Raw genomic sequence first — 12,546 nt, forward strand, 5'->3', positions numbered from 1 at the left:
GGAAGTGCTGACCAGGGCGTGTGACGTCGGTGACGGCGTGAGCGCGGGAGCGGCCCTTAGGATGGATCCCATGCTCTCCCACACCTCCTCGGCCGATCCGTCCCGTCCGCTCCAGGCGGTGTTCTGGGACATGGACGGGACCCTCGTCGACACCGAGCCCTACTGGATCGCCTCCGAGTACGAGCTCGTCGCCGCGCACGGCGGCACCTGGTCCGAGGAACAGGCCCATTCGCTGGTGGGGCAGGCGCTCACCCACAGCGCAGCGGTGCTGCAGGCCGCCGGGGTGGATCTGAGCGTCCGGGAGATCATCGACCACCTCATCGGCAGGGTCGTGGCGAAGGTCCGGGAAGAGATGCCGTGGCGCCCCGGGGCCCGTGAGCTGCTGCAGGAGCTGCACGCCGCGGGGGTCCGCTGTGCGCTGGTGACCATGAGCGAGGGTCCGCTGGCCCATGAGGTCGTGGACGCTCTGCCTGAGGGGCAGATCGAGTTCATCGTCTCCGGAGACATGGTGACCCGCGGCAAGCCTGATCCGGAGGCCTACCACCGGGCCTTCGAGCGCATGGCCGCAGACCACCCCGAGCCGCTGGAGCGCGGACGCTGCCTGGCCGTGGAGGATTCCGTGCCGGGCACCGCCGCCGCCGCCGACTCCGGGATCGTCACCCTCGCTGTGCCGCATATGAGCCCGCTGCCGGACTCCGGTCGCTGGCACGTGCTGCCCAGTCTGCGCGGCCTCGGGGTCGATGCCCTGGAGCGCCTGGTCTCGGTGTCGCCGGGGAGCGCGCTCGGCTCCCTGGTGCGCCCATGACCCGGCGCCTGAGCGGCGGCGGATTCACGATCGCCCGTGTGGCGGGCACCCCGGTGCGCCTGCAGTACTCCTGGTTCCTGGTCAGCGCGGTGATCGTGGTGCTCTTCGGGCCGCAGGTGCAGCGCATCTTCCCGGAGATCGGTCCGCTGGCGTACCTCGTCGCGGCCGCCTATGCGGTGCTGCTGCTGGTCTCGGTGCTGGCCCATGAGCTCGCGCACGCGCTCACCGCCCGAGCCTTCGGCTGGCCCTCCACGGAGATCGAGCTGAACCTCTGGGGCGGGCACACCCAGTTCGTCACCCGGGGCGCCACTCCCGGGAAGTCGCTGGCCGTCGCCCTGGCCGGGCCGGCCGCGAACCTGCTCATCGCCGCCGTCGGCTGGGCGCTCATCGAGGCGCTGGAGCCGGTGGGGGTGCTGGGCATGCTCGCCTCCGTCACCGTGCTGGTCAACTTCCTCGTCGGCGTCTTCAACCTGCTGCCCGGGCATCCGCTGGACGGCGGGCGCATCGTGGAGTCTGCGGTGTGGCGCTCCACCGGCAGCCAGGATCGCGGCATGCTGGCCTCCGGCTGGGCCGGACGTGCCGTGGTCGTGGCGATCGCGGCCACCGTGCTGGCGCTGGCGGCATCGGGGTCTCCACGGGTCAGCATCCTGGTCGTGGTGGTGGCCACCATGGTGTGCTTCTTCCTCTGGCAGGGCGCCGGCGAGTCTGTGCGGCTGGCTCGGGCCCGGCTCGCGCACCGCCGCGGCCTCGACGGCGGGCGCGAGGGCTCCCAGGAGCGATAGGCTCTTCGGTGAGCCCGACGGCGCCCGCCAGGGTGCCCGCGCGAGCAGCGACCTGACACCCTTTCGACGAGAGTGAGATCCGTGAGCACCACCCCCGAGTCCGACCCGGCAGCATCCGTGACCGAGGGTCGCGGCCCTGTGGGCGTGCACATGCGCAAGGGCCCGCTGCAGGCAGGACAGCGCGTGCAGCTGACCGACCGGCGGGGGAGGCCCAGCACCATCACGCTCCAGCGTGGCGGCGAGTGGCACACGCACCAGGGCGTGCTGCGCCATGACACGCTGATCGGCCAGCCGGAGGGGATCGTGGTCGCCAACGACGCCGACCATCAGTACCAGGTGCTGCGGCCCCTGCTCAACGACTACGTCCTCTCCATGCCGCGCGGGGCGACCGTGGTGTACCCGAAGGATTCTGCGCAGATCGTGCAGATCGCCGACGTCTTCCCCGGAGCGCACGTGGTCGAGGCGGGCGTGGGCTCCGGAGCCCTCTCGCTGTCCCTGCTGCGTGCCGTCGGCGATCAGGGCACCGTGCACTCCTACGAGCGCCGAGAGGACTTCGCAGAGATCGCTCGGGGGAACGTCGAGGGCTTCTTCGGCCAGCGGCACCCCGGCTGGCAGGTCCACGTCGGAGACATGCAGGAGCAGGTGCCGCGGATCGAGGCACCGGGCTCGGTGGACCGGGTGGTGCTGGACATGCTGGCGCCCTGGGAATGCCTCGACGCCGTCCGCCGCGCGCTGGCGCCCGGTGGTGTCTGGGTCAGCTACGTCGCCACCGTCACCCAGCTGTCGCGGCTGGCCGAGGCGATCCGCGCCTCCGGGGTCTTCACGGAGCCGGAGGCCCACGAGACCATGCTGCGCACCTGGCACCTCGACGGGCTGGCCGTGCGTCCCGACCATCGGATGGTCGCCCACACCGGCTTCCTGCTCTCCGCGCGTCGGCTCGCCGATGATCAGACGCCGCTGCAGCTGAAGAAGCGGGAGAAGCAGTCGGAGGTCACCGCTGAGGACATGGCGGCCTGGATGCCTGAGGACGCCGTGTGGGACGAGCACACCCTGAAACGTCGCACCGTCACCGGACGCAAGGCGCGCAAGGCCGCCACCCATGCGAGGAAGATCGCCGACGCCGCTCGTGAGGGCGACGCCGTCGCGCCGGCCGAGGACGCCGGCCGTGCCGACCACGACCCGCAGGGCGGGGGCGGCAGAGAGGAGCAGACACCATGAGCCAGGAGCACACCCCCGGTTCCCCGACCGGACCGACGACTGCCTCCGCCGAGCAGCTGCAGGAGCGGCTCGACCGCACCCACCGGCAGCTGGACGCGCTGCGCCAGCGCAGCCGGCAGCTCGAGCAGCAGCTGCAGACCGCCGGGACCAACAACCAGCGGATGGCCCGCCTGCTGGAGACCACCCGGAACCAGATGGACCAGCTGCGCCAGGCGCTGCACGCCGACGGGCAGGCTCCCTTCACCTTCGGGACCGTGATCGGCTATCGGGAGAAGCATGAGCTTGTCGAGGGCCGCGAGATCGAGGCCACCACCGGGCCCGGCGTTGACATCCTCCACGCGGGTCGCAAGATGAGGGTCAGCGTGTCGCCGCTGCTCGATCCGGCAGAGCTCCGCCCCGGGCTGGAGGTGCTGCTCAACGAGCACCTCGCCGTGGTGGCGGTCCTGCCGGCCGAGTCCACCGGTGAGCTCGCCCGCGTCAAGGAAGTGCTGCCCGACGGCCGACTGGTGATCCTCAGCCGGGGAGAGGACGAGCGGGTGGTGCGGCTGGCCCTCGGTGAGGGGGACGTCAGCGTCCGGGTGGGCGACGCCGTCACAGTGGATCTGCGCACCGGCACCGCCACCGAGGTCGTCCCGCTCTCGGAGGTGGAGGACGTGGTGCTCGAGGAGACCCCGGATGTGTCCTACGCGGACATCGGAGGGCTCTCTGAGCAGATCGAACAGATCCGTGACGCCGTGGAGCTGCCGTTCCTGCACTCTGACCTGTATCGCGAACACGGGCTCAGCGCGCCCAAGGGCATCCTGCTCTACGGGCCGCCCGGCTGCGGCAAGACGCTGATCGCCAAGGCGGTGGCCTCCTCGCTGCAGGGCGGAGGCGCTCCCGGCGGGCACAAGAACGGGGAGGTCGCGGCCCCGCGCAGCTTCTTCCTCAACATCAAGGGCCCTGAGCTGCTCAACAAGTACGTCGGCGAGACCGAGCGGCACATCCGGGTGATCTTCTCCCGGGCGCGGGAGCGCGCATCGGCGGGCCACCCCGTGGTGGTCTTCTTCGACGAGATGGAGGCGCTGTTCCGGACTCGCGGCACCGGAGTCTCCTCGGATGTGGAGACCACCATCGTCCCGCAGCTGCTGGCCGAGATCGACGGAGTGGAGTCGCTGGACAACGTCATCGTCATCGGCGCCTCCAACCGTGAGGACATGATCGACCCGGCGATCCTGCGTCCGGGCCGCCTGGACGTTAAGATCCGCGTCCGCCGGCCGGGTGCGGCCGGTGCGCGCGAGATCCTGGGCATCCATCTGGGCGGACGTCTGCCGCTGCGCGCCGACTTCGTGGCGGAGCAGGGCGGCCACGCCTCGGCTGTCCAGGCATTGGTCGAGGCCGTCGTCGCCCGGCTCTATCCGGCAGAGTCGGAGCCACGGCTGCGACTGGTCCATGCCGACGGGTCCCGCACCGACTTCGCCGCCGCGGACTTCATCTCCGGCGCCGTGCTGAGCAACATCGTCGACCGGGCCAAGAAGTCCGCGATCAAGGAGTTCCTGGCCTCGGACCGCCGCCCCGACGCCAAGGGGCTGACGGAGGACCAGCTGCTGGCGGCCGCTGAGGCAGAGCTGCGGGACCAGGAGGATCTGGTGAACACCGTCGACCCGCAGGAATGGGCGCGCGTGCTGGGGGCGGCCCCGTCCCCGGTGGTCGGCGTCGAGCGGCTGGCCGGAGGCCCGTCATGAGTGTGCGTCGGCTGATCGGCATGGAGACCGAGTACGGCATCCACGCCCCGCAGAATCCACGGGCCAGCCATGTGGCGCTGTCCATCGAGCTGGTCAACGCCTATGCGGCGGCGGTCACCGAAGAGGGCGGCGCCGTCGCCGGCACGGAGTGGGACTACCAGTCCGAGTCCCCGCTGGTGGACGCCCGCGGCTGGGTGCTGCCGCGCTCCGCCGCGCATGCCAGCCAGCTCACCGACACCGCTGAGGCGCTGGACGGCGTGAGCGGGGGAGATCCTTCGCCCGCGGACGTCGCGAGCCCGGCCGACGTCTCCGAGGGGCAGCAGGGGCACGGGGACTCCGAGTTCCATGCGCCCGGCTCCGCACACTGGCGGGGCGACTTCTTCCGGCTGCGTGAGGGGCAGCCGCAGCTGCTGATGAACCTGGTGCTGTCCAACGGGGCGCGGCTCTATGTGGACCACGCCCACCCGGAGTACTCGGCCCCGGAGACCATCGGCGCCAGGCGCGCCGTGCTCTACGACGTCGCCGGTGACGTCATCGTGCGCCGTGCCGCGCAGCGGCTGGCTGACGAGGAGGGCAGCCCGGAGCTGCTGCTGTACAAGAACAACACCGACGGCAAGTCCGTCTCCTATGGGGCGCACGAGAACTACCTGGTCCCGCGCGAGGTGCCTTTCGACCAGCTGGTCGCCGGACTCATCCCGTTCTTCGTGACGCGGCAGATCATCTGCGGCGCGGGGCGGTTGGGGATCGGTCAGCGGGCCACCGGCGTCGGATTCCAGATCTCCCAGCGCGCAGACTTCTTCGAGGAGGAGGTCGGCCTGGAGACGACGGTCCGTCGGCCGATCATCAACACCCGGGACGAGCCGCACGCGGACGCGGACCGGCATCGCCGGCTCCATGTGATCATCGGCGATGCCAACATGAGCGAGTACTCCGCCTGGCTGCGCGTGGGCACCACGGCGCTGGTGCTGGACCTGATCGAGTCCGGACATGCCCCGCAACTTCGCCTGCACGATCCCGTGGAGGCACTGAAGGCGATCTCTCACGATCCCTCGCTGACCACCACCGTGCGGACGAACCGTGGCCAGATGACGGCCCTGGACATCCAGCGGCTCTACCTGAAGGCCGCGATCTCCCGTGCCTCGGAGAAGTCCGGGCCGAAGACCGCGCTCACCGCCCCGGACACGGAGACCGCCGAGATCCTCGAAGCCTGGGGGACGCTGCTGGAGGATCTCACCGAGGACGTCTCGCAGGCGGCGGACCGTGTCGACTGGGTCGCGAAGCTGGCCCTGATGGAGTCCTACCGGCGCCGTGACGGGCTGGACTGGGATGCGCCCCAGCTGAAGCTGATCGACCTGCAGTACGCCGATCTGCGGCCTGAACGCGGGCTGTACCACAAGCTCGTACGGGCCGGCCGGATGCGGCGGCTGTTCTCCGACGAGCAGATCGCGTGGGCCGCCGCGCACCCGCCGGAGGAGACCCGCGCCTGGCTGCGCGGCCAGCTGGTCGCCCAGCACTCCGAGCACCTCGTGGGGGCCAGCTGGGACCAGATCCTGCTCCGCACAGGCCCGCTGGCCCGCGCCACCCGGCTCAGCATGACCGAACCGACCCGCGGCTCCCGGAACGACGCCGAGCTGGTCCTGCTCGACGCCGACACCCCGGAGAAGCTGGTGGCCGGTCTGACCCGGCTGCTGCAGCCCTGAGCGGGGCGTGTCTGCGGGGCCGTCCTGACGGCCTCGGTGGCAGGGTCGTAGACTCGACCTGAGGCCTGAGAGAGATCGAGACCGCCGAACCGTCGGCGCCCAGCCCGGGCGGCGTCACCTCGGCGGGGAGAAGAGGAGCGACCATGCCGTCCCAGCCGCAGCGCCGTCCCAGCGAGAGCGCCCAGGACCGACCCGCAGTGCCCGACGACGGCGCCGCAGCTCCGGTGCCCGCCGGCGGCAGCACCCAGTCCCAGGGCCGCGCCGAGGAGCTCGACAGCCTGCTCGACGAGATCGACTCGGTGCTGGAGACCAACGCGGAGGAGTTCGTCAAGGGGTTCGTCCAGAAGGGCGGGCAGTAGCCGGATGGAGCGACGCGTCGTCGGTGTGGAGACCGAGTTCGGACTGGCCCACCAGGGGCGCGGGCGGCGCGGTCTGCCGCCCGACGAGGCGGCCCGCTACCTGTTCCGCCCGGTGGTCGACTGGGGGCGCAGCTCCAACGTCTTCATCCCCAACGGCTCCCGCCTCTACCTCGATGTCGGCTCCCATCCGGAATACGCCACCGCCGAGTGTGACGACCTCCTCGACCTCATCGCCTCGGACCGCGCCGGCGAGCTGATCATGCATGATCTCGCGCTCCGCGCCCAGGAGGCGATGGCCGCCGACGGGCTGCCCGGCTCGGTGTACCTGCTGAAGAACAACATCGATTCCCAGGGCAACTCCTACGGATCCCATGAGAACTACCTGATTCCGCGCACCACCCATTTCCGGCGGCTCTCCACGGTGCTGCTGCCCTTCCTGGTCACGCGGCAGATCATCGCCGGGGCCGGGCGGATCGTGCCCCCAACCGAGGACCAGGAGGCCCATTTCGCCTTCTCCCAGCGGGCGGACCACATGTGGGAGGGCATCTCGTCGGCCACCACCCGCTCTCGGCCGATCATCAACACTCGCGACGAGCCGCACGCCGATGCGGCCGTGCATCGTCGGCTGCACGTCATCGTCGGGGACTCCAGCATGTCCGAGACCACCCAGCTGCTGCGCTTCGGCTCCACGGACCTGGTGCTGCGAATGATCGAGTCAGGGGCGCCCCTGGGGGATCATGAGCTGGAGAACCCGATCAGCGCGATCCGCCACATCAGCCATGACGTCACCGGCCGGGCGAGGGTGCGGACACGGGAGGGCCGCCAGGTGACCGCCGTGGAGATCCAGCAGAACCTGTTCGATCGGGCACGGAGCTTCGTGGCTCGGCACGGTGCTCACCACGATCGTGTCGGGGAGGTCCTCGAGCTCTGGGGCCGCGCCGTGGAGGCGGTCGCCAGCGGGGACCACTCGCTCATCGATCGCGAGATCGACTGGGCGATCAAACGACGACTCATCGATGAGGTTGCCGGCCGAGCCGGGCTCGGGCTCGGTGACGCGCGACTGGACCAGATCGACTTCGCCTATCACGACATCCACCCGGACCGAGGGCTGTTCCACCTGCTGGTCCGCCGGGGGCGGGCCGTGCGGCTGCTCGACGAGGCCCGGCTGCGACGTGCGATCACCGATCCGCCGGCCACGACACGTGCGGCGGTGCGGGGACGCTTCCTCTCCGCGGCCCGGGCCCATGGCGCCGGGCACACCGTGGACTGGGTGCATCACAAGCTGGTGGACCGGCCCCTGGAGGCCGTCATGGTCAAGGATCCCTTCGCCGCCGAGGATCCGCGGGTCGACACGCTGCTGGGCAGGCTCCGCGGCGAACTGCGCGAGCTCGACGACGCCGAGCGGGAGGCACAGCCGGGACCGCTGGCGCTCTCCGAACGGTATGTGGCGACATCGCCGGTGCCTCCGCCGGAGCCGCCGCTCATCTGAGGAGACGCGCTGACCTGGAGCGACGCCTCTGCCCTGAGCGAGGCTCCGGGTCGACCCTGTACAGTTCACCCTGGCGACATCACCGCCCGCCCCGATCAGTTGTGGAGGACACCCTTCGTGCGAAAGATGCAATACGCCCTGGCTGCCCCGGCAGTGCTGCTGCTGGCCGGCTGCTCCAGCGACGGACTCGGCGACACCTCGGCTCTGTCGGGGATCGATCTGCACTTCACCGACGAGGGTGTTCCCGAGGTGCTGATCAGCAATCCTGTGGAGTCCGACGAGGAGTCCTCGCTGATCCTGTCCCAGGGGGACGGCGATGAGCTGGATCCGGAGCAGATCCTGCACGTGTCCTCGGCGACGGTCGACCCGGCCAGCGGCGCGGTGCAGCAGGAGAACTTCAGCGAGGACACGCCCTCGCTGCTGTTCCTGCCGATGATCCAGGAGCAGAGCGAGTTCATCTACGACTCGCTGGTGGACACCGGGGCGACCGTCGGCTCCGACATCGCACTCTATGAGCCGGGCAGCGCCGAGACCGGCGGTGCGGACTCGCTGGTGATCCTCCGCATCGATGACCAGGTGCCCGCCCATGCGACCGGCGAGGAGCAGGAGCAGAGCGGAGACCTGCCGGAGATCACCTCGGAGGTCGGCGAAGCTCCCACGCTCCCCGCCGCTCCCGATGAGGAGGAGGCTCCGGAGGAGACCGAGAGCGAGGTGCTCATCGCCGGCGAGGGTGCGGAGATCGGAGCCACTGACCAGGTCGTGGTCCGCTACACCGGCTGGACATGGTCCGACGGGGAGGTCTTCGACTCCGCGTGGCCGGGCGTCACACCTCCGGACTCGGAGCAGGCTGCCGAGGACGGGACCACCGAGGACGAGGAAGCCGAGGACGACGGCGAGGACGACGAGGCCGCGTCGGTGCCGCCAGCCAGTTTCCCCCTGGACAACCTGGTGGACGGATGGGCCGAAGGGCTGGAGGGCAAGCACGTCGGTGACCGTGTGCTTCTGGTGATCCCGCCGGAGTCCGGCTACGGCGAGGCCGAGGGCCATGATCTGCAGGACGAGACGCTGATCTTCGTGGTGGACCTCATCGCCTCCGCCCCGGCGCCCGAGCAGACCCAGGAGCAGATGCCGGAGCAGCCCGAGCTCACGGAGGAGGAGCTCGAGGAGCTCGAGGAGATGATGCAGGAGCAGGGCGGCGAGGACGCAGACGCCGACGACACAGACGCCGACGACACAGACGACGACTGATGTCACTGAGCTGACATGGATGACCGGGGCGCCCCGGGAGCATCACCTGCAGGTGATGCTCCCGGGGCGTCCTGCATGTGCCCAGGGTGAGCAGGGACTCTCCGCGCCGAGCATCGGCTCTCGACTCCGTTAGGCTGGGACGAGTCGTCCCGCAACGGAGAGGAAATCCCCCATGTCTTTCGGTCAGCGCAGCTACGACCGCACCCGTCCTGAGATCGACTTCCCCGGCGACACCCCTCCGGAGGAGCTCGTCGTCGAGGAGCTCATCCCCGGCGGCGGCCCGGGAGTCGAGCCCGGAGACCAGATCTCCTGCCACTACGTCGGGGTCTCCTGGTCCACTGGTGAGGAGTTCGACGCCTCCTGGAACCGCGGCCAGCCCCTGGACTTCACCGCCGGCGCCGGCCAGGTGATCTCCGGCTGGGACCAGGGCCTGATCGGGATGCAGGAGGGCGCCCGGCGCCGTCTGGAGATCCCGCCGCATCTGGCCTACGGGGAGCAGGGCGCCGGAGGGGCCATCGGTCCGAACGAGACGCTGATCTTCGTGGTCGACCTGGTCAGCATCCGCCGAGCCGGCTGAGCCGACGTGGTCGGGTACCGGCACATCAGCCGCCGCGCCGCGGACCGCGTCGTGGGCATCGACGGGGGCATCGACGGGGACGTCGTCGCGGAGTATGAGGCCGCCTCGCACGCCACGGGTGCGGAGGAGACTCAGGACGTCACCGCCGACTCCGGGGTGAGCCGTGCCCTGTCCCTGGCCGCCACGCTGATCGACGCCGCGCCGAGCGGACTGACCAAGGCTGAGGTCCGGGAGCGCGTCGAGCACTACCGGACTGCGGGTGACGGGGCCTCGGCGGAGGCTTTCGAGCAGCAGTTCAGCCGGGACAAGCGGCATCTGCGACGCATCGGCATCGAGATCACCGAGCAGGGTGGCGGTGCGGAGGATCGCGAGGGTCGTGGAGGCGACCACGAGTTCCGCTATCTGATCGATCCTCAGGCCCACGGGCTGCCGCTGCTGGAGCTGGACGCCGAGGAGGTCGTCGCGCTGCGGCACACCGAGCTGCTGTGGAGCGGCACCCGAGCCCAGCAGGCGATCCGTCAGGCCTCGGGAGCGCTGCTCGCGCCTCATCTCGGCGAGGGCGGGCTCCCCGACGTCGGCGGACCGGCGCAGTCCCAGCCGTCGGCGGTCCGCCTGGGACTGGCGGACGATCAGGTCCTCGACCACCTGGCCGTGCTGGCTGAGGCCCGCGGCTCACGGGTCGTCGGATTCGACTACGGCCCGCGCGGCCGGCACCGCGCTGAACGCCGCCGGACTCTGCCTCTGGGCGTGGGGTCGCGCGGCGGCTGGTACCTGGTGGGCCACGACCTGGACCGCGATGCCGTGCGGGTCTACCGATTGGACCGCATCCGGGGGGCGATCGAGCCGCTCACGGTGCAGGACGACGGTGCCGCCGCCATCCTGCAGGGCATCGCGGAGGGACGGGTCGATCCCCGGAAGGTCACCCAGGAGCAGCTCGAGACCCTGGGGCCGGTCCATGGTACCGAGACCGTGGAGCTCGCGGTCGCCGAGGCGCTGGTGCCCTCCTTCCTGCCGCATGCCCGGGCGCAGAGTGCTGAGGATGTTGAGAGCGCGGATGGTGCGGTCACTCAGCGCCGGCGGAGCCGAGGAGACGGCGCCCGCAGGCTCACCGTGGAGACTTCGCTGCACGACTCCTTCGTCGGGAAGGTCGCGGCGGCGGGGCCCCAGGTGCACATCCTGTCCGGTCATCGGCTCACCGCTCTGGTGCGGTCCCACCTCGAGTCGGTGCTGCGCGCCCACCGGGACGTCCCGGCGGAGCCGATCGAGCTGAAGCCGGTCAAGCACGGGGCGAGGAACGACGCCCTGGTCAAGATCGCCCGTGTGGTGAGCATCGCCGCCTATCTGCAGGCCTCCGGCGGCGCCAGGGTCAGCGACCTGCTCCGGCGCTACAGCCTGGAACCCCGCCAGCTGCACCGCGACCTGCTCTCACTGCAGCAGTCTGCGGCCTTCGACGACGCGCAGTTCGGCCACTACATCGACATCACCCCGGAGCTGCCGCTGACCCGTCGCGTCTTCGAGGAGCGGCTGGTCCCGGAGGATCCGGTGATCAGGGTGCAGCTGCCCGGGGAGCGGCTCAGCAGCACCCTGGGCAGGCCGCTGCGGCTCTCCACCCCGCAGGCGCTGTCCCTGCTCATCGGACTCGAGGGTCTGATCGCCTCGGAGGACCCCACTGAGGAGCTGGTCCGGGCCGCCGCCGAGCGGCTGCGTGACCGGATCCGGGCCATCGTGCCTGAGGAGCTCGACGTCACCGCAGCCGAGCTGAGTGTGGTCTGGCACAGCGACGATGACTTCGGCCGGGAGCCCCAGCTGCACGCGGCCCTGGGGGCCGGTCATGCCGTGGAGCTGCTCTATGAGGACCTTCAGGGGCGGCGCACCAGGCGCACCGTCGATCCGGTGAACCTGCTGCATGACGGGCCACGCACCTATCTGCGTGCCTGGTGCCGCTCTGCCCAGGGGGAGCGGAACTTCCTGCTGTCTCGGATGCTGGAGCTTCGTCCGCTTCCGGAGACGCCGTTGAGCCGGGAGTCGCTCCGGCTGGCCGCCGAGCCCGCGCGGCGTCCTGAGGTTCCCCGGCTGCCCGAGGACACGCTGGTCACGCTGCGCTTCGCCCCGTCGGCCGTCGCACTCGCCGACGGCTGGGCGCCGCTGCGAGAGGCGTGGCATGAGGGCGGCGCCCGCACGGTGGAGGTCGCACTGCGCAGCCCGGCCATCGCCGTCGACCTGGCCCTGCGCTCTGGCGGCGACGTCACCGTCACCGCTCCGGAGGAGCTCTCTGCGGAGGTGCTGCACCGGGCCGAGGCGGCGTTGGCGGCGGTGCGGAGGAACGCGTCCAGCTGCGTGGAGTATCCTGAGACACAGACGAAAGGACGCACTCCATGAACATCACCGGTTGGCAGATCGCCATCATCGCCCTGCTCATCATCCTGCTGTTCGGTGCGCCGAAGCTTCCGCAGCTGGCCAAGTCCGTGGGCCAGTCGATGCGCATCTTCAAGTCCGAGGTCCGCACGATGAACGACGAGTCCCAGGACAAGGAGCCCGAACCCGACGCCGACGAGCGCCCGGCGGTGGAAGGCCGCGTGGTGGACCCCTCCGAGTCTCCGCGCCGCCGCGGCTCGGAGCAGCGCCGGGACCACGCCTGAGGGCG

At 70.7% G+C, this 12,546-nt stretch carries 11 protein-coding genes; all 11 read left to right on the top strand.

Going from position 1 to position 12,546, the window contains the following annotated elements; genetic code table 11:
• Nucleotides 1–70: 70 nt before the first annotated feature.
• The 11 genes from HNR09_RS14240 to tatA all read left to right on the top strand — a co-directional run bounded on the left by HNR09_RS14240 (nt 71) and on the right by tatA (nt 12,541).
• A complete protein-coding gene (locus tag HNR09_RS14240; RefSeq protein WP_179542635.1) occupies nt 71–805 on the top strand; it encodes an HAD family hydrolase in 735 nt (244 codons plus the stop codon).
• Nucleotides 802–1,587: a site-2 protease family protein gene (locus tag HNR09_RS14245; RefSeq protein ID WP_179542636.1), complete on the top strand. Its 786-nt coding sequence runs from the start codon at nt 802–804 to the stop codon at nt 1,585–1,587. The genes HNR09_RS14240 and HNR09_RS14245 overlap by 4 nt, the downstream gene beginning before the upstream one ends.
• Before the next feature lie 150 nt (nt 1,588–1,737).
• The gene (locus HNR09_RS14250) at nt 1,738–2,805 is read left to right on the top strand and encodes a tRNA (adenine-N1)-methyltransferase (protein ID WP_179543226.1); all 1,068 of its coding nucleotides are present in this window, start codon (nt 1,738–1,740) and stop codon (nt 2,803–2,805) included.
• A complete protein-coding gene (arc, locus tag HNR09_RS14255; RefSeq protein ID WP_179542637.1) occupies nt 2,802–4,529 on the top strand; it encodes a proteasome ATPase in 1,728 nt (575 codons plus the stop codon). The genes HNR09_RS14250 and arc overlap by 4 nt, the downstream gene beginning before the upstream one ends.
• Entirely contained in the window at nt 4,457–6,229 is a 1,773-nt protein-coding gene (gene dop / locus HNR09_RS14260) for a depupylase/deamidase Dop (RefSeq protein ID WP_425488283.1), read from the top strand. Before arc ends, dop begins: the two co-directional genes overlap by 73 nt.
• A 143-nt stretch (nt 6,230–6,372) precedes the next feature.
• A complete protein-coding gene (locus HNR09_RS14265; protein WP_179542639.1) occupies nt 6,373–6,588 on the top strand; it encodes a ubiquitin-like protein Pup in 216 nt (71 codons plus the stop codon).
• A 4-nt stretch (nt 6,589–6,592) separates the two neighbouring features.
• Nucleotides 6,593–8,077, top strand: a complete 1,485-nt coding sequence (gene pafA, locus HNR09_RS14270; protein WP_179542640.1) for a Pup--protein ligase — start codon at nt 6,593–6,595, stop codon at nt 8,075–8,077.
• Between the two features lie 126 nt (nt 8,078–8,203).
• Entirely contained in the window at nt 8,204–9,325 is a 1,122-nt protein-coding gene (locus HNR09_RS14275) for an FKBP-type peptidyl-prolyl cis-trans isomerase (protein ID WP_246349304.1), read from the top strand.
• Nucleotides 9,326–9,497: 172 nt separating this feature from the next.
• Nucleotides 9,498–9,902, top strand: a complete 405-nt coding sequence (locus tag HNR09_RS14280; protein WP_179542642.1) for an FKBP-type peptidyl-prolyl cis-trans isomerase — start codon at nt 9,498–9,500, stop codon at nt 9,900–9,902.
• Nucleotides 9,903–9,908: 6 nt separating this feature from the next.
• Complete coding sequence (locus HNR09_RS14285) at nt 9,909–12,281, top strand: WYL domain-containing protein (RefSeq protein ID WP_179542643.1); 2,373 nt, start codon at nt 9,909–9,911, stop codon at nt 12,279–12,281.
• Nucleotides 12,278–12,541: a Sec-independent protein translocase subunit TatA gene (gene tatA, locus HNR09_RS14290; protein WP_179542644.1), complete on the top strand. Its 264-nt coding sequence runs from the start codon at nt 12,278–12,280 to the stop codon at nt 12,539–12,541. The genes HNR09_RS14285 and tatA overlap by 4 nt, the downstream gene beginning before the upstream one ends.
• The last annotated feature ends 5 nt before the right edge of the window (nt 12,542–12,546 follow it).

It is taken from the genome of Nesterenkonia xinjiangensis, from assembly GCF_013410745.1.
Taxonomy (GTDB): domain Bacteria; phylum Actinomycetota; class Actinomycetes; order Actinomycetales; family Micrococcaceae; genus Nesterenkonia; species Nesterenkonia xinjiangensis.